The 23,099-nt window shown below is 68.6% G+C and carries 22 protein-coding genes; 13 read left to right on the plus strand and 9 right to left on the minus strand.

The annotated features are described in order from the left end of the window. Window positions 1-23 precede the first annotated feature (23 nt). The 3 genes from EGT29_RS03190 to dsbD are packed head-to-tail and all read left to right on the plus strand — an operon-like array spanning window position 24 to window position 3,101. On the plus strand, window positions 24-818 hold the full coding sequence (locus tag EGT29_RS03190) for an ABC transporter permease (protein WP_124687660.1): 795 nt from the start codon (window positions 24-26) through the stop codon (window positions 816-818). Window positions 819-834: 16 nt separating this feature from the next. Further along, a complete protein-coding gene (cutA, locus tag EGT29_RS03195) occupies window positions 835-1,176 on the plus strand; it encodes a divalent-cation tolerance protein CutA (RefSeq protein WP_124687661.1) in 342 nt (113 codons plus the stop codon). Continuing rightward, on the plus strand, window positions 1,176-3,101 hold the full coding sequence (gene dsbD / locus EGT29_RS03200; RefSeq protein WP_124687662.1) for a protein-disulfide reductase DsbD: 1,926 nt from the start codon (window positions 1,176-1,178) through the stop codon (window positions 3,099-3,101). Before cutA ends, dsbD begins: the two co-directional genes overlap by 1 nt. An 18-nt stretch (window positions 3,102-3,119) precedes the next feature. Here the strand turns inward: dsbD and EGT29_RS03205 are convergent, their stop codons facing one another. The 5 genes from EGT29_RS03205 to EGT29_RS03225 form a co-directional block, all read right to left on the minus strand. Beyond that, window positions 3,120-4,232, minus strand: coding sequence for a LuxR C-terminal-related transcriptional regulator (locus EGT29_RS03205; protein WP_124687663.1), 1,113 nt, complete (start codon window positions 4,230-4,232; stop codon window positions 3,120-3,122). A 3-nt stretch (window positions 4,233-4,235) separates the two neighbouring features. Further along, window positions 4,236-5,441: a magnesium transporter CorA family protein gene (locus EGT29_RS03210; protein WP_124687664.1), complete on the minus strand. Its 1,206-nt coding sequence runs from the start codon at window positions 5,439-5,441 to the stop codon at window positions 4,236-4,238. Window positions 5,442-5,445: 4 nt separating this feature from the next. Further along, complete coding sequence (gene hemB, locus EGT29_RS03215) at window positions 5,446-6,456, minus strand: porphobilinogen synthase (RefSeq protein WP_124687665.1); 1,011 nt, start codon at window positions 6,454-6,456, stop codon at window positions 5,446-5,448. Window positions 6,457-6,537: 81 nt separating this feature from the next. Further along, on the minus strand, window positions 6,538-7,161 hold the full coding sequence (gene yihA, locus EGT29_RS03220) for a ribosome biogenesis GTP-binding protein YihA/YsxC (protein ID WP_124687666.1): 624 nt from the start codon (window positions 7,159-7,161) through the stop codon (window positions 6,538-6,540). Between the two features lie 72 nt (window positions 7,162-7,233). Continuing rightward, entirely contained in the window at window positions 7,234-7,758 is a 525-nt protein-coding gene (locus tag EGT29_RS03225) for a gamma carbonic anhydrase family protein (RefSeq protein WP_124687667.1), read from the minus strand. A 334-nt stretch (window positions 7,759-8,092) separates the two neighbouring features. Between EGT29_RS03225 and EGT29_RS03230 the strand changes: the two genes are divergently transcribed. The 6 genes from EGT29_RS03230 to EGT29_RS03255 all read left to right on the plus strand — a co-directional run bounded on the left by EGT29_RS03230 (window position 8,093) and on the right by EGT29_RS03255 (window position 14,593). Beyond that, window positions 8,093-8,773 (plus strand): cytochrome c, encoded by a 681-nt coding sequence (locus EGT29_RS03230; RefSeq protein ID WP_124687668.1) that lies wholly within the window; start codon window positions 8,093-8,095, stop codon window positions 8,771-8,773. A 128-nt stretch (window positions 8,774-8,901) separates the two neighbouring features. Further along, entirely contained in the window at window positions 8,902-11,034 is a 2,133-nt protein-coding gene (locus EGT29_RS03235; RefSeq protein ID WP_192901818.1) for a cytochrome c biogenesis protein ResB, read from the plus strand. A 57-nt stretch (window positions 11,035-11,091) separates the two neighbouring features. Continuing rightward, window positions 11,092-12,366, plus strand: coding sequence for a c-type cytochrome biogenesis protein CcsB (gene ccsB / locus EGT29_RS03240; protein WP_238160414.1), 1,275 nt, complete (start codon window positions 11,092-11,094; stop codon window positions 12,364-12,366). Between the two features lie 178 nt (window positions 12,367-12,544). After that, complete coding sequence (msrP, locus tag EGT29_RS03245) at window positions 12,545-13,510, plus strand: protein-methionine-sulfoxide reductase catalytic subunit MsrP (RefSeq protein WP_124687670.1); 966 nt, start codon at window positions 12,545-12,547, stop codon at window positions 13,508-13,510. 10 nt (window positions 13,511-13,520) lie between these two features. Next, the gene (locus EGT29_RS03250) at window positions 13,521-14,171 is read left to right on the plus strand and encodes a sulfite oxidase heme-binding subunit YedZ (protein ID WP_124687671.1); all 651 of its coding nucleotides are present in this window, start codon (window positions 13,521-13,523) and stop codon (window positions 14,169-14,171) included. Window positions 14,172-14,245: 74 nt separating this feature from the next. Continuing rightward, the gene (locus EGT29_RS03255) at window positions 14,246-14,593 is read left to right on the plus strand and encodes a hypothetical protein (RefSeq protein ID WP_124687672.1); all 348 of its coding nucleotides are present in this window, start codon (window positions 14,246-14,248) and stop codon (window positions 14,591-14,593) included. A gap of 17 nt (window positions 14,594-14,610) precedes the next feature. On the opposite strand, the gene EGT29_RS03260 is transcribed toward EGT29_RS03255, so the two are convergent. The 4 genes from EGT29_RS03260 to EGT29_RS03275 form a co-directional block, all read right to left on the minus strand. Beyond that, complete coding sequence (locus tag EGT29_RS03260) at window positions 14,611-15,192, minus strand: hypothetical protein (RefSeq protein ID WP_124687673.1); 582 nt, start codon at window positions 15,190-15,192, stop codon at window positions 14,611-14,613. Between the two features lie 18 nt (window positions 15,193-15,210). Continuing rightward, the gene (locus EGT29_RS03265; RefSeq protein WP_238160275.1) at window positions 15,211-15,684 is read right to left on the minus strand and encodes a hypothetical protein; all 474 of its coding nucleotides are present in this window, start codon (window positions 15,682-15,684) and stop codon (window positions 15,211-15,213) included. 159 nt (window positions 15,685-15,843) lie between these two features. Beyond that, window positions 15,844-17,079, minus strand: a complete 1,236-nt coding sequence (locus EGT29_RS03270; protein ID WP_124687675.1) for an MFS transporter — start codon at window positions 17,077-17,079, stop codon at window positions 15,844-15,846. Window positions 17,080-17,123: 44 nt separating this feature from the next. Continuing rightward, window positions 17,124-18,059 (minus strand): LysR family transcriptional regulator, encoded by a 936-nt coding sequence (locus tag EGT29_RS03275; protein WP_161567679.1) that lies wholly within the window; start codon window positions 18,057-18,059, stop codon window positions 17,124-17,126. Between the two features lie 99 nt (window positions 18,060-18,158). Between EGT29_RS03275 and EGT29_RS03280 the strand changes: the two genes are divergently transcribed. The 4 genes from EGT29_RS03280 (at window position 18,159) to EGT29_RS03295 (ending at window position 23,093) form a co-directional block, all read left to right on the plus strand. Beyond that, entirely contained in the window at window positions 18,159-19,874 is a 1,716-nt protein-coding gene (locus tag EGT29_RS03280) for a thiamine pyrophosphate-requiring protein (RefSeq protein WP_124687677.1), read from the plus strand. Window positions 19,875-19,944: 70 nt separating this feature from the next. Further along, the gene (locus tag EGT29_RS03285; protein WP_161567680.1) at window positions 19,945-20,916 is read left to right on the plus strand and encodes a tripartite tricarboxylate transporter substrate binding protein; all 972 of its coding nucleotides are present in this window, start codon (window positions 19,945-19,947) and stop codon (window positions 20,914-20,916) included. 17 nt (window positions 20,917-20,933) lie between these two features. Beyond that, window positions 20,934-22,064, plus strand: a complete 1,131-nt coding sequence (locus EGT29_RS03290) for a mandelate racemase/muconate lactonizing enzyme family protein (protein ID WP_124687679.1) — start codon at window positions 20,934-20,936, stop codon at window positions 22,062-22,064. 54 nt (window positions 22,065-22,118) lie between these two features. Beyond that, complete coding sequence (locus EGT29_RS03295) at window positions 22,119-23,093, plus strand: tripartite tricarboxylate transporter substrate binding protein (protein WP_124687680.1); 975 nt, start codon at window positions 22,119-22,121, stop codon at window positions 23,091-23,093. Window positions 23,094-23,099 lie beyond the last annotated feature (6 nt).

Genomic DNA, 23,099 nt, shown 5'->3' on the forward strand with positions numbered 1-23,099 from the left:
GAGATGATATGAGTGAATGGGCGATGGATGTTTCGCGATTGGGGATCTGGGGGCTGCCTCGGCCGGGGCGGGGGTGCGTGCCGGTGCTGCGGCGCAATTTCCTGGTCTGGCGCAAGACGGCGTTGACCACGGTGCTGGGCGACGTCATGGATCCGATGGTGGCGCTGCTGGCGCTGGGCTATGGCCTGGGCAGCCTGCTGCCGGGTATCGATGGCGTGCCGTACGTGACGTTCCTGGCCGCCGGTTCGATCTGCATGGGGGCGCTGTACGCGGCCACCTTCGAGGCGACCTACAGCGCCTTTTCCCGGCTGCACATCCAGCGTTCCTGGGATGCGATGCTGAACACGCCGCTGTCGCTGGACGACGTGGTGTTCGCCGAGATCCTGTGGGCCGCGGCCAAGAGCATGAAGAGCGGGCTGGCGATCCTGCTGGTGGTGGTGGCGCTGGACATCTCGCGCGCCGTCACGCTGCTGTGGATCCCGCCGGCGCTGGTGCTGCTGGGGGTGACCTTCTCGGCGCTGGCGCTGGTCATGTCGGCGCTGGCCAGGGGCTTCGATTTCTTCATGTATTACTTCACGCTGGGCGTGACGCCCATGGTGTTCCTGTCCGGCGTGTTCTTTCCCGTGTCGCAACTGCCCGAGGCGCTGGTGCAGGCGGCCCGGCTGCTGCCCCTGGCCCCGGCCATCGAGCTGGTCAGGCCGCTGGTGCTGGGCCGGATGCCCGACCAGCCCTGGGAACAGGTGCTGCAGCTGGCGCTGACCGCGGCCGTCGCCATCTGGCTGGCCACCGCGCTGATGCGCCGCCGCCTGCTGAGCTGAAATCCTGGAGACCGCCATGTCGTCGCCGTCCGAGGCCGCCCGCCAAGTGGTGCTGGTATTCTGCAATGCCCCCGATGCCGATACCGCCCGGGACATCGCCCGCCGCCTCGTCGAAGACGGGGTGGCCGCCTGCGTGAACGTCGGCGCGCCGGTGTTGTCCATCTATCGGTGGAAGGGGGAGGTGGAGTCCGCCGACGAGATTCCGCTGTTCATCAAGACCACGGCGGCCCGCCAGAGGGCCGTGCAGGAGACGATCGCCCGGCTGCACCCCTACGAGGTGCCCGAGATCATCGCCGTGCCCGTGACCGAAGGATTGCCGGCCTATCTGGATTGGGTCCGGCAGGAAACGAAGAACTGATGTCCATATTCCGTTTGCGGGCGGTCGGCCCGCGCGCCCACTGGCTCCTGGCCTGCCTCGTGTGGGCCTGCGCCGCGCTCCTGCCGCGTTCCGCGCCGGCGGAGGATTTCCTGCCGCCCGAGCAGGCCTTCCGTTTTTCCGCGCGCGCCGTGGCGCCCGACGCCATCGAGCTGTCCTGGGCGATCGCGCCCGGCTACTACATGTACCGCGAGCAGTTCCGGTTCGTCGCGGATCCGCCGGAAGTCGCGTTGGGTGAGCCCCAGTTGCCGCCCGGACAGGTCAAGTTCGACCAGACCTTCGACAAGGAGGTCGAGACCTACCGCGACAAGGTGGCGGCCCGACTGACGATCCCCACCGGCACGGCCTTCGCACTGGCCGTCACCAGTCAGGGCTGCGCCGACGCCGGCCTGTGCTATCCGCCGGCCGAACACAAGGTGCGCGTCGTGGCCGCCTCGGCGCCCGGCGGCCTGCCGCAGGTCGAGGGCGGGGCGGGGACCGGCCTGCGCTGGTCGGCGTTCGCCGGCGCCGACGACGTGGGCCTGGCCGACATGCTGGCCGGCAGCGGCCTGGCCCGCACGGCGCTGATCTTCCTGGGCCTGGGCATCCTGTTGTCGCTCACGCCCTGCGTGCTGCCCATGGTGCCCATTCTGTCGGCCATCGTGGTCGGCGACGCCGCCGGCCATGCCCGGCCCCGCCTGCGCGGGCTGGGGCTGGCCGCGGCCTATGTGCTGGGCATGTCGGTGGTCTACACCGCGGTCGGCCTGCTGGCGGCGCTGAGCGGCGTCAGCCTGGCGGCCACCTTGCAGACGCCCTGGGTGCTGGGCGTGTTCGCCGCGCTGCTGGCCGTGCTGGCCCTGGCCATGTTCGACGTGTTCACGCTGCAATTGCCGTCCAGTTGGCAGACTTCCCTGTCGGACCGCGTCTCGCGCCTGCCCGGCGGCCGCGCCACCGGAGCGCTGGCGATGGGCGCCGTGTCCGCGCTGATCGTCGGGCCGTGCGTGGCCGCGCCGCTGGCGGGCGCGCTGCTGTATGTCTCGCAGACGGGCGACGTGCTGCTGGGCGGCGTGGCGCTGTTCGCGCTGGCCTGGGGCATGGGCGTGCCGCTGTTGGCGGCGGGGGCCTCGGCCGGCGCGTTGTTGCCCAAGGCGGGAGTCTGGATGGACGGTGTGAAGCGCTTCTTCGGCATGCTGCTGCTGGCCGTGGCGTGGTGGATGCTCTGGCCCGTCCTGCCGGGCTGGGTGCAGATGTCGGGCTGGGCGGTGCTGGCCATCCTGGCCGCCACCCTGCTGCACGCCTTCGATGCCCTGCCCGCCGACGCGGGCACGGGCCGCCGCGTGCTCAAGGGTGTGGGCATCCTGTTCGCGCTGATCGGCGTCCTGCAGGCCGTGGGCGTGGCCAGCGGCGGCCGGGATCCGTGGCAGCCGCTGAGCCATCTGGCCGCGTCGGGCGGCGCGGGCCCGGTTCCCGTCCTCGCGCCGCCTGTGCCGGGGCCCGCGCCGGCGCAGGACGGGGACGGCTTGTGGCGTCCTCCCGGCGGCGCCTCGTCGCGGCCCGGCGCCGCGGCGTCATTCGAGCGCGTGCGCTCGGTGGCAGAGCTGGATGCGCTGCTGGCGGCGTCCGACCGCCCGGTGATGCTGGATTTCTATGCTGACTGGTGCGTGTCGTGCAAGGAAATGGAGGCACTGACCTTTCCCCGTCCCGAGGTCGTGCAGCGGCTGGCGGGCATGCGTCTCGTGCAGGCGGACGTGACCGCCAACAACGCCGACGACCGCGAGCTGCTCAAGCGCTTCCGGCTGTTCGGCCCGCCCGGCATCGTGTTCTTCGCGCCGGGCGGCGCGCCGCTGCCACAGCGGGTGATCGGCTTCCAGGGGGCGGAGCGCTTCGCCCGCGTGCTGGACGACGTGCTGGCGACGGCCGCGCGCTGAGTCGGCCCCGGGTGGGGTTCAGGCCAGCGTCCGGATCAACTGCACCAGCTCGACCTGTCGCCGGCAGCCGGTCTTGCGGAACAGGTTCTTCAGGTGGCTGCGCGCGGTTTCCGGCGAGACGGCCTGCGCGGCGGCGTACTCCTTGATGGTCTGGCCGGTGGCCAGCGCCAGGGCCAGGCGTGCCTCCGCCGGCGTGATGCCCAGCGCCCGGACGATGAGCTGGGTGTCCAGCGGCAGGCGGTCGGTGGGTACGGAGAATATGACCAGGGCCAGCGGCGTGTCGCGCAGTCCGGCCAACAGGTGCAGGGTGTCCAGCGGCAGGACGGTGATCCAGACCGGCAGCGGCCCGCCGGTGGAGAACAGGTCCGCCTTCCTGGCGGTCGAGCAGGCCTGGCTTAGCGCGGCCTGCAAGCGCCGCTGGGTGGCGGCGTCCCGCATGCCCAGGATGCCGCCTTTAGGCGCCAGCCATGGCGACGTGCGTAGGTATCGTTCGGCGCGCGCATTGGCGTATTCGATCCGGCCACGGGCATCGACGACCGCCACGCCTCGTGGCAGGCCGTCCAGGGCGGCGCGGCCGACCAGCGCCTCGCGCTGCAACTGCCTCATGCGCGCGCGCAGCCGTGACGCGCGAACCATGTCGGGCATGACGAGTTCCAGCAAGGCGCGTTCGCGATCCCCATAGGGGCGGTGGTCCGCCGGGCGCATGATGCCCAGATAGTCGCGCGTATGGCCGTCGTCGCGTTGCAGGATGCACAGGGTATGGCGCAGGTCCACGCTTCGCAGGAAGTCCGCGTAGACCGCGGAGCGCGACATCTGCCGGCTGTCCAGGTGCTCATGGTCCAGGATGAAGCTGCCTTCCCGCAGGTGCGCGAAAAGCGCCAGCCGTTCGTCGCCCTGGACGTAGTGCTCGGCGTATTCGTCGAACTTGTGCAGCGGCGCGGCGTCGCAGATCACGCGGTCCGGCACGCTGCCGTCGCGCAGGTCCACCGTCACCTGATGGAAGGCCTGGCCGCCCACCTTGGCGGCCAGCAGGCCCAGCCCGGCCTGCCATTGGTCGGGGGCCGCGATGCCTTCATACAGGCGCGCGGCGATCGACTGGGAACACTCCAGGAGCGACAGGCGGGGTGGCATGGCTCAAAGCCTGTCGGCGGTGTCCGGATCGTCCTTGCCGGCCCGCAGTCCCGCCTTGCGCGCCAGCGCCTCCGCCACCCGGTAGGGCCGCATTTCCAGGAAGCGGCGCGCCGAGAACCAGCTCCACAGAAGCAGCGCCAGCAGCACCATGCCGACCATGATCCACCAGAACGATCCGCTGTCGTGGACGAAGGGCAGGTGGTCCACGTTCATGCCGAAGATGCCGGTGATGAGCGTGAGCGGCATGAAGATGACCGTGACCACGGTCAGGATGCGCATGATCTCGTTGGTCCGGTGGGCCGTGGCGGAGAAGTGCAGCTGCACGGCGGTTTCCACCGACGATTCCATGCGCCGCGCGTGGCTCAGCACGCGGTTCACATGTTCCATGACGTCGTTGATGCGGACCAGCAGCGCATCGCGCCGCTGGTCGAAGGCGCCGGAGCCCCAGGCATCCTCGCTGCGGTCCATGGCCGCGTCGCGCAGCTCGGACAGCGCGTCGTACTGTTCCTCGCAGATGTTCTCCAGGCGCCGCAGCACGATGCGGGCATCGAGCAGCGCCAGCCAGTTGCGGAAACGGCCGTTGGGATTGAGCAGTTCGCGCTGCCAGCGATCGAGCTGCAAGGTCAGGGGCTGGCGTAGCGCCAGGTACTTGTCGACCATGCCGTTCAGCAGCCGCAGCATCAGTTCGGCGGGGCCGGACGGGACGCGGCCCAGCGGGCCGATGCTGCTGGGCGCGCGGTCGCGCCGCCCCTCGGGCGGGACCTCGCCGCGCTGTTCGGCCAGGCGGCGCTTCATTTCCTGGCAGGTGGCGCTGTAGCCGTGGCGGACGGTGATCAGCGCCTGCCCCAGCACGAAGAACGACACCGGCTGCGTGCGCAGGCTGGCCAGCAGCGGGATGCCCGTCTTGCCGTTGGCCGCGGGGCGCGGCTCGGCTGCCGGCGCGTCGGTCACGATGCGTCGGAATACCACCATCTCGTAGGTGGTCGTGTTGTCGAAGTACGAGGGGTGGACCGGGTTGGCGGCATCCTGCAGGTGCAGGTCGTGCAACTGCACGCCGGTCAGCCGCGCGATCTCGTCGCGCCAGGCGTCGGGGTTGGCCGCCAGGTCCTCGGCCCCCGCGTCTATCCACAGGTAGCCCTTGCTGGCGGCCAGTTGCGCCGCGTTATGTGGACGGGGCCCTCCGTTTTCCGAGATCCAGAGGACGTCCATGGCTTCAGCCTTTCAGCTTGCGGGCGGCGTCGAGCGCGAAATAGGTCAGGATGCCGTCGGCTCCGGCGCGCTTGAACGCCAGCAGGGCTTCCATCACGACCTTGTCCTCGTCCAGCCAGCCGTTGGCGCTGGCCGCCTTGATCATCGCGTATTCGCCGCTGACCTGGTAGGCGAAGGTGGGGACGCGGAAGGTGTCCTTGACCCGCCGCAGCACGTCCAGGTAGGGCATGCCGGGCTTGACCATGACCATGTCCGCGCCCTCGCGCAGGTCCAGCGCGACCTCGCGCAGGGCCTCGTCGATGTTGCCCGGGTCCATCTGGTAGGCGGCCTTGTTGGACTTGCCCAGGTTCGAGGCCGACCCGACCGCGTCGCGGAAGGGGCCGTAGAACGCGCTGGCGTACTTGGCCGAGTAGGCCATGATGCGGGTGTGGATGTGGCCGTTGCCTTCCAGCGCCTGGCGCACGGCGCCGATGCGTCCGTCCATCATGTCGCTGGGCGCGACGATGTCCACGCCGGCCTCGGCCTGCGCCAGGGCCTGCTTGACCAGGATCTCGACGGTGGGCTCGTTCAGCACGTAGCCGGACTCGTCGATCAGGCCGTCCTGCCCGTGGCTGGTGTAGGGGTCGAGCGCGACGTCGGTCAGGATGCCCAGCTCGGGCAGGCGCTTCTTGAGTTCGGCCACCACGCGCGGGATCAGGCCGTCGGGCCGCGTCGCGGCGATGCCGTCCGGCGTCTTCAGTTCAGGCGCGATCACGGGGAACAACGCCAGGACCGGGATCCCGAGCTCGACGCATTCCTCGGCCACCGGCAGCAGCGTGTCCAGGCTGTAGCGTTCCACGCCCGGCAGCGACGGCACCGGCTGGCGCAGCCCCTTGCCCTCGGCCACGAATACGGGATAGATGAGATCGTCGGCCGACAGCCGGTTCTCGCGCACCAGGCGGCGGGTGAAGTCGTCGCGCCTCAGGCGGCGGGGGCGTCCGGCGGGAAAATCGGCGAATACTTCGTGTTGGCTCATTGCGGTTGTCGTCCTGTCAATGCTGCGCGGCGAGGGACGGACCCCCTGCCATCGCAAGATACCATTGCGTCCCCGCGGGCGTCATGCCGCGACCTGGGGCATCAGCCAGCCCTCGATGTGGGCGGTCGCTTCGTCCAGGCCGATGCGGTGGGTCGAGGAAAACGGCACGGTGTGCAGCGCGCCGATGGCGGCCAGTTCCTTCTTGACGGCGAACTGGGCCTTGATGCGCTGGCCGTAGGGAAATTTGTCGGCCTTGGTCAGCAAGGCCAGCACCGGCTTGCCGGACGGCGCGATCCAGTCGATCAGGTTGCGGTCCAGGTCGGTCACGCCGCGGCGGATGTCCACCAGCAGCACGACGCCGGCCAGCGAGGACCGGTTGCGCAGGTAGCCGCCCAGCACCTGGGCCCACTGCGAGCGGTCTTCCCGGGCCACCGAGGCATAGCCGTAGCCGGGCAGGTCGACCAGGAACCCCAGGTCGCGCTCGGGCTCGAGCGGGTCGGGCAGGCCGAACATGTTGATCAGCCGGGTGCGCCCCGGCGTCTTGCTGGAGAAGGCCAGGCGCCTTTGCTGGGTCAGCACGTTGATCGCCGACGACTTGCCGGCGTTGGAGCGGCCGACGAAGCAGACCTCCGGCGCCCCGGGCGGGGGCAACTGGTCGAGCCGGGCGGCGGACGTCGTGAAATGGGCGCGATGGAGAATGGACACTGGGCGTCGCCGGCCGGCGAAGTTAAGCAATAACCCGCTATTGTACGGCCGGCCCCGCGGCGCGGTCGCGCGTCAGCCGACCCGCTTCAATTCCTTCTTGAACAACTGCTGCCGCTTCACGTAGCTTTCCACGCCGGCCCGGATGCGGGCGATGTCCTCGTCGGTCAGCTGGCGCACGACCTTGGCGGGCGCGCCCAGGATCAGCGAACGGTCGGGGAACTCCTTGCCCTCGGTCACGATGGCGCCCGCGCCCACCAGGCAGTTCTTGCCGATGACCGCGCGGTTCAGCACCACGGCCTGGATGCCGATCAGCGAGCCGTCGCCGATGGTACAGCCGTGCAGCATGGCCTGGTGCCCGACGGTCACGTAGTCGCCGATGGTGAGCTTGAGCCCCGGGTCGGTGTGCAGCACCGCGCCTTCCTGGATGTTGCTGGAGTCGCCCAGGACGATGTCGTCGTTGTCGGCCCGGATCACCGCGCCCGGCCAGACGCTGGCGTTCTCGCCCAGCCTGGCCTTGCCGATGACGGTGGCCTGCTCGGCCACGTATGCCGAGTCCGGAATGCGGGGCGCGTCGGCGCCGAGCTGGTAGACAGCCATGATGGTCCTTCCCGAATAGTTTTCTATGGGCTACGTTGTAGTTGCTATAATAAGCGGTTACTTAACATAGGAAAGCGCCGTTGGGCTTGCCTATGCGTTCCCCGCGGGAGCGGGGGCGAACCAGGTTTGCAGTAGAACAAAACTCGCAGTAGAAGAACGATCACCTCCGGCGCGAGCCGGGACGAATCGATAAACGGAGTAGGTGGGGGGTAGGTGGGCCCCGCGGAGACACCTGCAGGAGAATTCTTGCCGCACGTCGGCTGGAGCAGCAGGAGCAGGGCATCCGTGAGTCGCGTATCCGTAGCCTGATTGTGGAATTTAGGTCGAGGTTTTCATGAAGCGTGTGCTGTCCCTGATGCTTGTCGCGAGCGGTGCAATCCTGGGTGCGACGATGGCTCTGCCGTCCCTGGCCGCCGATGCCCAACCCCGTCCCAAGGTCGACGCGGCCAAGGGCGAGCAGTTGTTCACCAACGGCGACGCGGCCCGCAACATCATTTCCTGTGCCAGTTGCCATGGCCCCGGCGGCAATAGCGCCGGCGCCGCCAATCCCAAGCTGGCCGGCCAGCATCCCGACTACATCTACAAGCAGCTCGTCAATTTCAAGGTCAAGGAAGGCGCCAAGACGCCCGAGCGCGTCAATGCCGTCATGAACGTCAACGCCGCCGGCCTGACCGACGAGGACATGCGCAACATCTCGGCCTACCTCGGCGCCCAGACCCTCAAGCCCGCCGTGGCCAAGAGCAAGGACACCGTCGAACTCGGCCAGCGCATCTTCCGCGCCGGCATCGCCAGCAAGGGCGTTCCGGCCTGCGCCTCCTGCCACAGCGCCAACGGCGCCGGCATTCCCTCGCAATATCCGCGCGTGGGCGGCCAGTTCGGCGAGTACACCGAGGCCCAGCTCGTGGCCTTCCGCAGCGGCGCGCGGCACAATAACGTGCCGATGGCGCAGATCGCCAACAAGATGACCGACGCCGAAATCAAGGCCGTGGCCGACTACATCGCCGGCCTGCGCTGATCCGCGCCCGGAACCACTGCTGTCGATCGCGGTCATTGAAGGGGCGGATCTTCCGCCCCTTTGCTTTTGCATGATTTGGCAGGTTTTCAGCGGCAACCGACCTGTCCGAACCGAGGTCCGCAGCACCCATCATGACCACCGCCACTTCCTCCGCTTCCCGCCCGGCCTCGCGCGGCCTCGGCGCCGATCTGCTAGAACTGCTGGCTTCGATGCGGTTCGCCGTCAGCCTGCTGGTCTTCATCTGCCTGGCCAGCATCGTCGGGACGGTGCTGGTGCAGAACCAGCCGTCGAACAACTACGTCAACCAGTTCGGGCAGTTCTGGTTCGAGGTGTTCGAGACCTTCTCGCTCTACCACGTCTACAACGCGTGGTGGTTCCTGCTCATCATGGGTTTCCTGGTGGTCTCCACCAGCCTCTGCATCCTCCGCACCGCGCCCAAGATGGTGCGCGACATGCGTTCGTTCCGCGAACACGTGCGCGAAAGCAGCCTGCGATCCTTCCATCACCGAGCCGAGTTCGCGTCGCCGGCGGCACCGGCCCAACTGGCCGGCTCGCTGGCCGAGCTGCTCAAGCGCCAGGGCTATGCGGTGCGCGCCCGGACCGAGGGCCCGGCCACGCTGCTGGCGGCCAAGCGGGGCAGCGGCAACCGGCTGGGCTACATCTTCGCCCATACGGCCATCGTCATCGTCTGCATAGGCGGCCTGCTCGACAGCGAGCTGCCGATACGGCTGCAGATCTGGCTGGCCGGCAAGAAGCCCCTGTTCGAGAACATGGCCATCGCCGACGTGCCCGCCTCCGGACGCCTGGGCCTGGGCAACCCCAGTTTCCGCAGCAGCGTGCTGGTGCCCGAGGGCGGCAAGGCCCGCAACGGCATCGTCATGGTGGACGACGGCGCGCTGGTCCAGCCCCTGCCGTTCACGCTGGAGCTGAAGAAATTCATCGTCGAATACTATTCCACGGGCATGCCGCGCCTGTTCGCGAGCGAGGTCGAGGTCACCGACAACGAGACCGGCGAACACTTCCCCGCCACCATCAAGGTCAATGAACCGCTGCGCTACAAGGGCGTGACGGTCTACCAGTCCAGCTTCGACGACGGCGGCAGTACCCTGGAGCTGACCGGTTACGCACTGCGCGGCGGCCAGCCCTATACCTTCCCGGTGTCGGGCAAGGTCGGCGGCACGGCGCAACTGGTGGCCGACGGCGCCCCCGCCAGCGACGCGCTGAAGGACCTGACCGTCGAGTTCAGCGGTTTCCGCCCCATCAACGTCGAGAACTTCGCCAACGGCCGCGTGGGCGCGGCCGAGCCCAAGGCCTTGCGCGAGCACGTCGCGGCGGTGTCCGGCAGTGCCGCCCGGGTGGGCCAGAACGAGGATTTTCGCAACGTCGGCCCCAGCGTGCAGTACAAGCTGCGCGACGCCAGCGGCCAGGCGCACGAATTCCACAATTACATGCTGCCGGTCGACGTCGATGGCGTGAAGGTCTTCCTGTCCGGGGTGCGCACCAACCCCGACGATGATTTCCGCTACGTGCGCATGCCGGCCGACGCCGACAACTCCCTGAAGGAATTCCTGGGCCTGCGCGCCATCCTGCAGGATCCGCAGGCCCGCGCGCTGGCCGCGCGCCGCTTCGCCCACGCCAACCGGCTGGCCGCGGGCAGCGCCGCCGACAGCGAACTGACCGCCCAGTTGCAGGCTTCGGCCGAGCGGGCGCTGGACACCTTCGCCGACGGCGGCCTGCAATCCATCGCCCGTTTCCTGGAAACCAACGTGTCGTCCGGCGAACAGCAGCGCGCGGCCGACGTCGTGGTCAAGCTGCTGGGCGGCGCGATGGGCGAGCTGCGCGCGGTCGAGCGCGAGCGCGCGGGGCTGCCCGCGCTGCCCACCAGCGGCCCCGAGGGCGCCGAGGCCGCGGCCTGGACCCAGGCGGCCGTGGGCGCGATGTCGGACCTGTTTCTGTATCCGGCGCCGGTCGTGCTCAGCCTGAAGGATTTCCATCACGTCCAGGCCAGCGTGTTCCAATTGAGCCGGACCCCCGGCAAAAATGCGGTATACCTGGGCTGCGTGCTGCTGATCCTGGGCGTATTCTCGATGTTCTACATCCGCGAGCGCCGCGTCTGGCTGTGGGTCAAGCCGGGGCAGGACGGACAGGGTGCGCACACCATGATGGCCATGACTTCCCAGCGGCGCACGCTGGATTTCAACCAGGAATTCGAACGGCTCAAGGCGGATATCGCCGCCTTGCCGCCGCAGCAGAAAGGGTAGCTAATGGAACTGACCTCATCCGCCCGCGACGGCGCCGTCCGGACTCCCCGCCGGGGCATGGACGGGCCCCGGGGGCTCGACTGGACCGACATCGCCTTCGCCGCGCTGCTGGCGGCGGGCGCCGCCTTCGCGTTCCAGCGGGTAGGCGGGATCATGAACTACTACGACAAGGCCATCCTGGCCGGCACGGCGGTCGTGCTGGCCTGGCTGGCCTGGCTGTGGCGTCCGCTGCGCGCGCTGATGATCGCGGTGGCCATCAGCGGCGGCCTGGCCGTCACCCTTTACCAGGGCGACCTCGCGCGGGCCGACCAGGCCTTCTTCCTGAAATATCTGCTGTCCTCGCAGTCCGCCATCCTGTGGATGTGCGCGCTGTTCGTCATCGCCACCGGATGCTACTGGATAGGCCTGATCGCCCGCAGCGGCACGGCAGCCTGGCTGGGGACGGCGCTGACCTGGAGCGCGGTGTTCGCCGGCCTGACGGGCCTTCTGGTGCGCTGGCACGAAAGCTACCTGCTCAGCCCGGACATCGGCTACATCCCCGTCAGCAACCTGTACGAAGTCTTCATTCTTTTCTCGCTGATCACGGCGCTGTTCTACCTGTACTACGAGCGCAAATACGACACGCGCAGCCTGGGCGGCTTCGTACTGCTGGTCATCGCCTCGGCCGTCGCCTTCCTGGTCTGGTACACCTTCGACCGTGGCGCGCAGCAGATCCAGCCGCTGGTGCCGGCCCTGCAAAGCTGGTGGATGAAGCTGCACGTGCCCGCCAACTTCATCGGCTACGGCACGTTCTCGCTGGCCGCCATGGTCGCCTTCGCCTACCTGGTCAAGGCGCACGGCAAGACCTCCTCGTGGGTGAAGCTGGCGCCGCTGTTCATCCTGGGCGTGCTGCTGGCGGTCGAGCCGCTGATCTTCCGCCAGACCGGCATGCCGGCCTACTGGATGACCTACGCCGGCGTGGCCGCGCTGATCGTCGGCGGCATCCTGCTGGGCCGCCGCCAGCTGGCCGATCGCCTGCCCGCGCTCGAGGTGCTGGACGACATCATGTACAAGGCCATCGCCGTGGGCTTCGCGTTCTTCACCGTCGCCACGGTGCTGGGCGCGCTGTGGGCGGCCGACGCCTGGGGTGCCTATTGGCAGTGGGATCCCAAGGAGACCTGGGCGCTGATCGTCTGGCTGAACTACGCGGCCTGGCTGCACATGCGGCTGATCAAGGGCCTGCGCGGCAACGGCGCCGCCTACTGGGCCCTGGTGGGCCTGCTGGTAACGGGTTTCGCCTTCCTGGGCGTGAACATGTTCCTGTCGGGACTGCACTCCTATGGAGAGCTCTGACATTGGCTCACGGTTGCTACCGCTGGCAGCCAGCGATAGCAACGGAACCACACCCCAAGATAGCGGTCCTAGACCCAGGATGCGGTGGATCCGGCTTTGCCGGTCCACCCGCGCTGCCCCCTTGAGGGGGCCCGCGTAAGCGGGTACGGGGTGGGCTTTATACGGACTGGAGACCGTCATGCTGATACGCAGGCCTGCCGATGTTTTGCCTTCCGAGATCACGCCCGAGGCGGTCTATCGCGAGCGGCGGCGGTGGATGTTGCAGGCGGGGCTGGCCGCGTCGGCGCTGGGGCTGGCGGGGTGGAGCGACCGGCAGGCGTTCGCGCAGACGACGGGCGTGAAGCTGGCGGCGCAGCGCAATGGCGCGTTCGTGGTGATGGACAAGCCGACCTCGCAGAAAGACGTCACCACCTACAATAATTTCTACGAATTCGGCACCGACAAGGGCGATCCCTCGGACCATGCGGGGCGTTTCCGCACCTCGCCCTGGACTGTCGCGATCGAGGGCGAGGTCAAGAAGCCGCAGGTGCTGTCCCTGGACGACCTGCGCAAGCTGGCGCCGCTGGAAGAGCGGGTCTACCGGCTGCGTTGCGTCGAGGGCTGGTCCATGGTGATTCCCTGGACCGGGTATTCGCTGGCGGCGCTGATCCGCCGGGTCGAACCCACCGGCAATGCCCGCTTCGTCGAATTCGTCACCGCCGTGCAGCCCGACACCATGCCCGGCCTGCGCGCGCGCGTGCTCGACTGGCCCTATGTCGAGGCGCTGCGCATGGACGAGGCCATGCAGCCGCTGACCCTGCTCACCTTCGGCGTCTACGGCGAAACCCTGCCCAACCAGAACGGCGCCCCCGTGCGCGTGGTGGTGCCCTGGAAATACGGCTTCAAGTCGGGCAAGTCGCTGGTGAAGATACGCTTCGTGGAAAAACAGCCCGCCACCAGCTGGGTCAAGGCCGCGCCGCAGGAATACGGTTTCTACGCCAACGTCAATCCCAACGTGCCCCATCCGCGCTGGAGCCAGGCGTCCGAGCGCCGCATCGGCGAGGACGGCCTGTTTTCGCCCAAGCGCAAGACCTTGATGTTCAACGGCTACGGCGACCAGGTCGCCAGCTTGTACGCCGGCATGGACCTGGCCCGCGACTACTGAGATGGCGGACATGCCCGTCGCGCCGCCGCGTACCGCCACCCGGGCAGCGCCGTCCGAGCCGCGCGTGTTCGGGCTGGCCGTGGGGCGCTTCAAGGTCCTGCTGTTCGTCGTCGCGCTGCTGCCGCTGGCGCGCTGGATCTGGCTGGGGGCGACGGATGCGCTGACGGCCAATCCCGTGGAGTTCCTGACCCGTTCCTCGGGCACCTGGACCCTGGTGGCGCTGCTGGTCACGCTGGCGATCAGCCCTTTGCGCGTCCTGCTGGGCCAGCCGGCCCTGCTGCGGGTGCGCCGCATGTGCGGGCTGTTCGCTTTCTTCTACGCCTGCCTGCATTTCACCACCTACATCTGGTGGGACCAGTGGTTCGATCTGATGTCCATCGCGCGCGACGTGGCCAAGCGTCCGTTCATCACGATGGGGTTCGCCGGCTTCCTGGGATTGTGCGTGCTCGCGGCCACGTCCACGCGCGGCTGGATGCGGCGCCTGGGCTCGCGCTGGCAGTCGCTGCACCGGCTGGTCTACCTGATCGGCGTGCTCGTGCTGTTGCACTATTGGTGGCAGAAGGCCGGCAAGAATGATTTTTCGGCGGTGTTTCTCTACACTGTGGTCTTCGCGGGGTTGATGGGATGGCGCCTGGTGCGCCGGCGTGCCGCCAGGCCGTGACTGCAGCAGGCGGCGCGGGCCGCCCGACCATGCGGTTCCCGATGCCCGCTACCCACAACAACAAGAGGTGCATCATGAACGACGTCACGGTCGACACCGCCAAGCTTCAATCCGCCAAGAACCTCACCACCGTGGTCTATGCGCTGTACGCGCTGGCCATCCTGATCGGCCTGAGCAGCATCGTCGCGATCATCATCAACTACGTCAAGAAGGGCGACATGGCGGGCACCTGGCTGGACAGCCACTTCCGCTGGCAGATCCGCACGTTCTGGTTCTCCGTGCTGTGGGCCATCGTGGGAGCGCTGACGGTATGGGCCTTCATCGGCTGGGTCGTGTGGTTCGTGGCCTTCATCTGGTACATCTACCGCATCGTGAAGGGCTGGCTGAACCTGAACGACAACAAGCCGATGTACCCAGCCTGAGGGGCCGGGTTTCCAGACTATTTCTTCAGCGTTGCATCGGCCAGCAAGGCGTCCCGCATTTTCAGCAGGGCGCTTTCCGTCGACCGCTGCGCCGCAAGATTGAAGTTGGTCTTGAACTCGTCGAATTCTGCGAGTCCTTCCCCCATTACGCTGACCGTGGTCACCGGGTTGCCCGCGGCATCCGTGACGACGCAGGTCAACTGGGTCTGGAAGCGCGTCGGTGGCCAGGTGAGCAGGCTTTCGGAAGACGAGGCAGTCAGTATCTCGGGCGTGATCACGTAGCTGACGTTCTCCGTGGCGGCTGGGGGGACGGCCTTCGTCTTGGTGACCTGCGCGAAGACGTTGCCCAGCATCACATAGAAAGCGGCTTCCATGTCCTTGTACGGCTTGTACTGGACCTTGTCTCCGCCTCCGCCCGCCGTGATGACGTCCTTATCCTGTAGCGAATCGGGAATGTGGTAGGCCACGCGGGCCTCGATCCGCCGCCCGCTTTCGCTGGGGGCGAGCTTGGCGACGTCGGGCGCGATCGATATGGGATGGGCGCAGCCGGCCAGGACCAGGACCGCCGCCAGCGCGCTCAGGCGCTTGATGAGATTCATGCGGAAACTCCGTGTCGATTACTTGAGCGCGTCCAGGAACGCCTTGTCGCTGAACAGCGTGTCCAGCAGCGTTTGCACGAGCTTGGGATAGGACTGCGCGGCGGCGGGGATTGCAACGGCACCCACGAAGGAGGAAGGCCAGGTGATCGTGGCGGACTTGACCTGGTCGTACGCGACCTGCCCACCCTTCCTGACCACCACGCGCGCGGCGATGAGGCCGTCACCGGTGGTGAACGATCCCGCGTTCAGGTCGTTCTTCTGGAGTTCACCCGAGATTTCCACGTTCGAGGCCTGCGAGTACTTGCCCGCGAGCGTGAGCTCCTGCTTGATGGCCTCGGTCAGGTAGGCGGAATAGGACTTGCCGTAAGGCGACTCGAGGCGATCGGCGCGCAGGGAAATCGGGTTGGCATTGTCCTTGGCGGCCAGGCTGCTGAAGTCCGCCACCTTGGCGTCCCGGAACTCCGCATCCTTCAGCTTGATCACATTATCCATGCGGGCCGAATACTGCGGCGCATTCATGGCGCAGCCCGAAAGCACTATCGCGACAACCATCGCACCAACACTGCGTATCATTCCACTCCCCTCGTCGATTCAGGTTACTAATAATTTGACACATATAGTAACCTTTTGGCGGGAGGGAAAAGCCGCGATTCAGTCCGTCTGAAGCGCTGCCCTGGCCGGCGATGGCGGGAAGGCGAAGGCCATCGCGACCGCGCCTAGGCCGACCGCGGCCGAGCCCAGGTACAGCCAGGCATAGCCGTTGAAATGGTCGAAGATCCAGCCTCCGGCCAGCGGTCCGAAGGCCATGCCCAGGCTCGAGGCCATGACCGCGGCGCCGAAGATGCTGCCCATGATGCGCGGGCCGAAGTAGTCCCGCGCCAGCACCGCGTACAGCGGCATCACACCGCCGTAGGCGGCGCCCAGCAGGATGGACAGGCCGTAGAACTCGCCGATCAGGCGGGCCTGCGAATAGACACCTATCACCACGGCCTGCAGCAGCAGGCCGGCTATCAGCACGCGCTTGGTGCCCAGCCTGTCGGCCAGCGCGCCCAGCAGCAGCCGTCCTCCCAGTCCCGCCAGTCCTTCCACGCTGTAGATGGTCACGGCCGCCATGGGCGCGATGCCGCAGAACGTGGCGAAGCTGACCACGTGGAAGATCGGGCCGGAATGGGCGGCGCAGCACAGGAAGAAGGTCAACGCCAGCGCGATGAAGGGCGCCGATCGCAGGGCCTGTCGCACCGACAGGCCGGGGCCGGCCGCTTCGGGCTGGGCCTGCCGGGCCAGCCGCGCGGCGGGCGGCTGGCGGATGAGCAGGGCGGCGGGAATCAGGAGCAGCAGGGCGGCGATGCCTGTCGTGGCCATCGCCGTGCGCCAGCCGTATTCCAGGATGAGCCAGCTCGCCAGCGGCGAGACCGTCATGGGGGCGACCCCCATGCCCGCCGATACCAGCGAGACCGCCAGCGCCCGGTGGCGTTCGAACCAGGTCGTGGCCAGGGCCATCAGCGGGGCGAAGAACGCGCCGCCCGCCACGCCCACCAGTACGCCATAGCCGAGCTGGAAGGCCGGCAACGAGGTGGCGCGGCTGGCCAGCAGCAGGCCCAGGCCCAGCAGCAGCGACGCGGCCAGCACCACGGGGCGCGTGCCGTAGCGGTCGCTCAGCGTGCCCCAGCCGAAGGCGGCGACGCCCATCACCAGGAAATCGAGCGTCATCGCCGCCGAGATGCCGGCGCGCGACCAGCCGGTGTCGGCCGAGATGGGCTGGAGGTAGACCGCCAGCGAGAACATGGCGCCGGCCGCCACGCAGGTGATCAACGCGCCCGCGGCGACGATGACCCAGCCGTAGCCGCCATCGCTACGGCTGGCGGGGTCCGTATCGTGTGTGTCCATGGACAGGCAACATAGCAACGGGCCGTCCGGGATGTCGAGTCCGGTTACAGAGCCGCCTGCGCCGGCGGGAGCCGGCCGAACAAGTCGCGGAGCACGGTCCGCAGCCAGACCAGCCCGGGCTCGCGCGCATAGCGCTCGTGCCAGAACTGCGACACGTCGTAGGCGGGAAGCCGCATCGGCGGTGCGTACATCCTGACGCCCCAGGCGGTCTCGAAGGTGGCGGCCAGGGTGCGCGGGATGGTGGCGATGTAGTCGGTCTGGGCGACGATGCGGCCGATCGACAGGAAGTGGCCCACGCGCAGGGCGACGGATGCGCCCACCTTGCGCGAGGCAAGGATGCCTTCCAGCACGTGCGCATGGCCCGTCATCGAACCTTCCGAGATCACATGGCCGAGCTGACGGAAGTTCGCCATTGTCATCCGGCTGCCTATGGCGGGGTGGTCGCTGCGGGCGATGCAGGCATAGCGGGCGGAGAACAGGCGGTCGGCCTGCAGGCCTTCCGGGTCCAGCCGCAGGTGGCCGATGGCCAGGTCCACGCTGCCGTCCGCCATGGCGTCGCGCAGCGCCTTGCCCTGCAACTGGCTGGTGCGCAGGTGCACGCCGGGTGCCTGTTCCGCCACCCGCCGGGCCAGGCCGGGCAGGAACACCTGCTCGCTGACGTCGGACATCGCCAGGGTGAACACGCGCCGTTCGTTGGCCGGGACGAAGGCCGGCGTGTGCAGCGTCCAGCGCACGATGTCCAGGGCCTGGTGCAGCGACGAATTCAGGCTGTCGGCGAAGGGCGTGGGAAGCAGGCCGTGCGGCTGGCGCACGAACAGCGGGTCGCCATAGGCATCGCGCAGGCGGGCGAGGGCGCGGCTCATCGCGGGCTGGCTCAGTCCCAGTTCCCGGCCGGCGGTGGTGAGGTTGCGGCTGCCGTACACCGCCAGGAACAGCTCGAGCAGGTTCAGGTCGACCTGGTGCGAAAGACGTTTGGCCATGGAGAAGATATACCTCTGGTGCATGTCAGACATCAGCTCATTTCATTTTACGGATTTCACTGCCATTCCTAAGATGGGCGAACCCCTACAGGAGACCCCATGTACAGCAGCGCCCACTACTTGCTCCAGGGACTCACCGACCTCGGCATCGAGTACGTGTTTTCCAACCTGGGCACCGACCACGCCTCCGTCATCGAGGAACTCGCGCGCTGGCGCGAGCAGGGGCGCAAGCACCCCCGCTTCATGCTTTGTCCGCACGAGAACGTCGCGATCCACATGGCCGCCGGCTACGCGGCGATGACCGGGCAGGGGCAGGCGGTGATGGTCCACGTGGACGCCGGCACGGCCAACGCCGCCATGGGCATGCACAACATGTTCCGCTCGCGGCTGCCGGTCATGCTGATGGCGGGGCGGGCGCCGGGCACCGTGCGCGGCGAGCTGCCGGGATCGCGCGACAACTATGTGCACTTCGTGCAGGACCCGTTCGACATGGCCAGCCTGGTGCGCCCCTACGTCAAATGGGAATACTCGCTGTCGACCGGCATCAATGCCCGCGAGGTGGTGCGTCGCGGCCACTCGGTCATGCAGAGCGATCCGCCGGGCCCGGTCTACCTGACGCTGCCGCGCGAGGCGCTGACCCAGGAATGGGCCGAGGAGCAGGTGCAGGCCTTCGGCCAGGATCGCTATGGCCCCGTGGCCGCCGGCGGCATCGACGAGGCGCGCGCCGCGCAGATCGCCGAGGCCTTGATGAGTGCCGAGCGGCCCATGGCCGTCACCGCCTATCTCGGCCGCAAGGCCGAGGCGGTCGAGGCGCTGGAGGAGCTGGCCCTGTTGTGCGGCATCCGCGTCTTCGAATTCGCGCCCAGCTACCTGGGCATCTCGCGCGATTCGCCGTGCTTCGGCGGCTTCGATCCCGGCGCGGCGCAGGCCGATGCCGACCTGGGCCTGCTGCTGGACGTGGACGTGCCCTGGCTGCCCAAGTACGTGGCCGAACGGCCCGGCATGCGCTGGCTGCATGTCGACGTCGATCCGATCAAGAAGGATTTCCCCATGTGGGGATTCGCGACCGACATGCGGGTGCAGGCCGATTGCGCCACGGTGCTGCGCCAGGTCATCGACATCGTCCGGGCCCGGGCCGGGCAGGATTTCCACGAGCGGGTGCGTGCGCGCCTGGACGGCTATCGGGCGCAGGCCCAGGCCCGTGCCGAGGGCCTGTCCCAGGCCGCGGGCAAGCGTGGCGCGCGTGGCGCGATCTCGCCCGCCTACCTGTGCGCGCAGTTGAGCGCGGCGCTGTCCCAGGACGACGTGGTCATCAACGAAGCCATCCGCAACGCGCCCGCGGTGCTGGGCCACATCCGCCGGACCCGGCCGCTGACGCTGCTGGGCACGGCCGGAGGCGGCCTGGGCTACAGCGGCGGCATGGCGCTGGGCGTCAAGCTGGCGCGGCCGGATGCGCGCGTGGTGCAGATGGTCGGCGACGGCGGCTTCCACTTCGGCACGCCCACCTCGGTCTACGATGTCGCGCAGCGCTACCGGCTGCCCATCCTGACCGTGGTGCTGGACAACGGCGGCTGGCAGGCGGTGAAGGAGGCCGTGCTGCGCGTGCATCCGGATGGCACGGCGGCCGATACGGACGAGTTCCACGCGCGCCTGCATGGCGAGACGCGCCGCTTCGAACTGGTCGCCCAGGCCTTCGGCGGCCATGGCGAGATGGTGGAGGACCCCGACGACGTGCCGGCCGCGATCGCCCGCTGCCTGCGCGCCGTCGATGAAGGCAGGGCCGCCGTGCTGCACGTGCGCATCGGCGGGATCTAGCGGCGCCGGCGGCAACTGCCGCCCGTGGCCGGAAACGAGGGAACGCACGAGTCCCATGGAAGGAGACACCATGCAAGTACGCCGCATCCTGAACCTGGCCGCGCTGGCGCTGGCCATCTCGCCGCTCGGCCTGCCGGCCGCGCACGCGCAGCCGTCCTATCCCGCGCGTCCCATCACGATCATCATCGGCTACGCGGCGGGCGGGGGCAACGATGTCCTGGCGCGGATCGTGGCCGAGGAAATGACCAAGGGGCTCAAGCAGCCCGTGATCGTCGAGAACCGGCCCGGCGTGGCCTCCATCGTGGGCGCGGCCTACGTGGCCAAGGCCAAGCCCGACGGCTACACGCTGTTCTGGGGGGCCAGCGGCCCCATCTCGTTCAATCCGGCCCTGTACGCCAAGCTGCCCTACAAGGTCGAGGACTTCACCCCCATCTCGCTGACGGCGAAGTTTCCGCTGGTGCTGGTATCGGATGCCTCGCTGCCGATCAAGTCCGTGAGCGATCTGGTGGCCTATTCGAAGCAGCATCCGGACAAGGCGAACTACGGCTCCAGCGCCGCCTCGTTCCAGCTCGTGACCGAACTGTTCAACGGCAAGACCGGCGCGCGCTTCGCGCACATCCCCTACAAGGGCAGCAACGAGTCGATTCAGGCGGTCATGGCGGGCAACGTCACCATGGCCATCACCGATCCGGCGCCGGCCATGACGGGCTTGCAGGGCAAGCGCGTGCGGGCTCTGGCCGTGACCTCTCCGCAGCGGGCCGGCTTCCTGCCCGAGGTCCCGACCATGCGGGAGGCGGGGGTGGACCTGGATGTCGAGTTGTGGGCGGGCCTGCTGGCGCCGACCGGCACGCCGGCGGATGTGGTCCAGGTATTGCAGCGGGAGATCGCGCGCGTGGTCGCCCTGCCCGAGGTGAGCAAGAAGATGTCCGCCCTCGGCTGCTCGGCCCAGGCCAGCACCTCCGACGAGTTCCGCCGCCTGATCGAGAAGGAGGTGCCGCTCTGGACCAAGGTGGCGCGGGACAACGACATCAAGGTCGAGTAGGGCACACGGGAGCGGACATGAAGATCACACGAGTCGCCGCGGTGCCGATCAAATGGCCCGTGCAGGTCGGCATCGCCGGGACCGCGCCCGTCGAGCAGGAAATCCGCGCCTGCCTGGTGCGGGTGGAAACCTCCACCGGGCTGTGCGGCCACGGGCTGACGTCCATCACCAACGAACGGGTCGTGGCCGCGGCCGTGAACGACGTGGCCGCGCCGGCGCTGGTCGGCGAGGACCCCATGAACCACGAGGCGCTGTGGGACCGCCTGTACTGGCTGCTGTCCCCCCGGGGGCAGACCGGCCACGCCGCCCACGCCATGGCGGCCGTGGATATCGCCTTGTGGGACATCAAGGGCAAGGCGCTGGCGCAGCCGGTATGGCGGCTGCTGGGCGGCGCCCGCGCGCGCGTGCCCGTCTATGCGACCTTCGGCTTCGATTTCCTGGACCGCGACGCGCTCGGCCAGGCGGCTGGCACGCTCCGGGCCCAGGGCTACCAGCACCTGAAGATGGTCGTCGGCCACCAGGCACTGCAGCGGCGCGATCGCGGCGGCCCTTCGCTGGACGAGGTCATCGCCGAGGACGAACGCCGGGTGCGTACCGTGCGCGAGGCCGCGGGCGCGGACGCGCAGATCTACATCGATGCCAATTGCAGCCTCGACGCCTTCCATGCGCAGCGCCTGGCGATGAACCTGTCCGATTGCCGCATCGCCTTCTTCGAGGAGCCGGTCACGCAGAACGACATTCCCGCCATGGCGGACCTGCGCCGCCGCTGCGGCATCGCGGTGGCGGCCGGGCAGAACGAAGGGCTCGCCTTCCGCTTCCGCGACATGCTGGTCCACGGCGCGGTGGATTTCATCCAGCCCAATGTGGTGATCGGCGGCGGCTACACGCAATGTGTCCGCATCGCGGGACTCGCCAGCGCGTTCAACGTCCCGATCACCAACGGCGGCGCCTTTCCGCTGCACAACATGCACCTGCACGCGGGGCTGGCCAACGGCGGCAAGGTCGAGTGGCACCTGCCCACGGTCGCGCTGATGCACCGCCTTTTCACCGGCTTTCCCGAGCCCGCCTCCGGCTGGCTCGACCTTCCGGATACGCCCGGCCTGGGCTTCGAGCCCGGCGCCGAGATGCTCGATCTGTTTCGCGCGTGAACGGCGGCGCCCCGGCGCGGGGTGCCGCCCATCATTTCGACTAGGGGAGACAGCATGGCTTGGATAAGGCTGGGGGGAAGCATCGTCCTGGGGCTGGCGGCAGCCACGGCCGCGACGGCGGGAGAGGCCTGGACGGCACAGCCGGTGCGGCTGGTCGTGCCGGCCTCGCCCGGGGGATCGATGGACCAGATGGTGCGGCCGCTGGCCGCCGCCATGAGCCGCCTGTCGGGGCAGACCTTCATCGTCGACAACCGCAGCGGCGGCGCCGGCGTGCTGGCACGGGAATTCGTGGCGCACGCGCCCGCGGACGGGACTGTCTTCCTGCTCGGCAGCGTCCACGAGCTGACCCGGCTGGCGCTGACGCCGTCGCTGTCCTATCCCCTGACCGGGCCGGACTTCCTGCCCATCGGGCGGTTCGCCACCATGCCCAATCTGGTGGTGGTCAAGGCCGGGACCGGCGTCGATACCCTGGACGCGTTCGTGGCCAAGGCGCGCGGCACCCCCCAGGGCATCAGCTACGGCGTGGGCAGCCTCGGCAATCTCCAGCACCTGGCCGGCATCACCTTCGCGCAGAGCGCCGGCATCCACATGGTCGCCATTCCCTACAAGGGCAGCGCGCCGGCGCTCAAGGACCTCGTGGGCGGGCAGATCGACGTCCTGTTCGATACCATGCCGGCCGCCTCCACCTTCGTGCGCGAGGGCCGGCTGAAAGCCCTCGCCGTCACGTCCGACCGCCGCTCGCCGTTGTTTCCCGACGTTCCCTCCGTCAAGGAGCTGGGGCTGGACCGGATGGTGCTCGGTACCTGGTACGGCGTGTTCGCGCCGTCGGCGACGCCGCCGCGCATCGCCGATGCCATGGGCGACCTGCTGAACCGGGCGCTGGCCGACCCGGACATCCAGCGCATGTGGGAAGGTTGGGGGAGCGAGAAACCCGTGCCGCAGTCGCGCGCCGAGTTCGCCCGCTTCGTGAGCGGCGAGGCCGGCCGATGGACGGAAGCGGTCCGGCGGGCCGGCGTCAAGGTGGAGTAGGGCGGC

Origin of the sequence: Pigmentiphaga sp. H8 (assembly GCF_003854895.1) — a bacterium.
Lineage (GTDB): Bacteria > Pseudomonadota > Gammaproteobacteria > Burkholderiales > Burkholderiaceae_B > Pigmentiphaga.

What these genes read in the sequence shown, in the direction of transcription:
- EGT29_RS03210 (WP_124687664.1), bottom strand. Translation starts at nt 5,441, where the DNA reads ATGGACGTCCTCTGGATCTCGGAAAACGGAGGGCCCCGTCCACATAAC.
- EGT29_RS03230 (WP_124687668.1), top strand. Translation starts at nt 8,093, where the DNA reads ATGAAGCGTGTGCTGTCCCTGATGCTTGTCGCGAGCGGTGCAATCCTG.
- EGT29_RS03295 (WP_124687680.1), top strand. Translation starts at nt 22,119, where the DNA reads ATGGCTTGGATAAGGCTGGGGGGAAGCATCGTCCTGGGGCTGGCGGCA.
- cutA (WP_124687661.1), top strand. Translation starts at nt 835, where the DNA reads ATGTCGTCGCCGTCCGAGGCCGCCCGCCAAGTGGTGCTGGTATTCTGC.
- EGT29_RS03275 (WP_161567679.1), bottom strand. Translation starts at nt 18,059, where the DNA reads ATGGCCAAACGTCTTTCGCACCAGGTCGACCTGAACCTGCTCGAGCTG.
- msrP (WP_124687670.1), top strand. Translation starts at nt 12,545, where the DNA reads ATGCTGATACGCAGGCCTGCCGATGTTTTGCCTTCCGAGATCACGCCC.
- EGT29_RS03250 (WP_124687671.1), top strand. Translation starts at nt 13,521, where the DNA reads ATGCCCGTCGCGCCGCCGCGTACCGCCACCCGGGCAGCGCCGTCCGAG.
- EGT29_RS03225 (WP_124687667.1), bottom strand. Translation starts at nt 7,758, where the DNA reads ATGGCTGTCTACCAGCTCGGCGCCGACGCGCCCCGCATTCCGGACTCG.
- EGT29_RS03270 (WP_124687675.1), bottom strand. Translation starts at nt 17,079, where the DNA reads ATGGACACACACGATACGGACCCCGCCAGCCGTAGCGATGGCGGCTAC.
- EGT29_RS03290 (WP_124687679.1), top strand. Translation starts at nt 20,934, where the DNA reads ATGAAGATCACACGAGTCGCCGCGGTGCCGATCAAATGGCCCGTGCAG.
- EGT29_RS03255 (WP_124687672.1), top strand. Translation starts at nt 14,246, where the DNA reads ATGAACGACGTCACGGTCGACACCGCCAAGCTTCAATCCGCCAAGAAC.
- EGT29_RS03205 (WP_124687663.1), bottom strand. Translation starts at nt 4,232, where the DNA reads ATGCCACCCCGCCTGTCGCTCCTGGAGTGTTCCCAGTCGATCGCCGCG.
- ccsB (WP_238160414.1), top strand. Translation starts at nt 11,092, where the DNA reads ATGGACGGGCCCCGGGGGCTCGACTGGACCGACATCGCCTTCGCCGCG.
- hemB (WP_124687665.1), bottom strand. Translation starts at nt 6,456, where the DNA reads ATGAGCCAACACGAAGTATTCGCCGATTTTCCCGCCGGACGCCCCCGC.
- EGT29_RS03260 (WP_124687673.1), bottom strand. Translation starts at nt 15,192, where the DNA reads ATGAATCTCATCAAGCGCCTGAGCGCGCTGGCGGCGGTCCTGGTCCTG.
- EGT29_RS03265 (WP_238160275.1), bottom strand. Translation starts at nt 15,684, where the DNA reads ATGGATAATGTGATCAAGCTGAAGGATGCGGAGTTCCGGGACGCCAAG.
- EGT29_RS03285 (WP_161567680.1), top strand. Translation starts at nt 19,945, where the DNA reads ATGCAAGTACGCCGCATCCTGAACCTGGCCGCGCTGGCGCTGGCCATC.
- EGT29_RS03280 (WP_124687677.1), top strand. Translation starts at nt 18,159, where the DNA reads ATGTACAGCAGCGCCCACTACTTGCTCCAGGGACTCACCGACCTCGGC.
- dsbD (WP_124687662.1), top strand. Translation starts at nt 1,176, where the DNA reads ATGTCCATATTCCGTTTGCGGGCGGTCGGCCCGCGCGCCCACTGGCTC.
- EGT29_RS03190 (WP_124687660.1), top strand. Translation starts at nt 24, where the DNA reads ATGGATGTTTCGCGATTGGGGATCTGGGGGCTGCCTCGGCCGGGGCGG.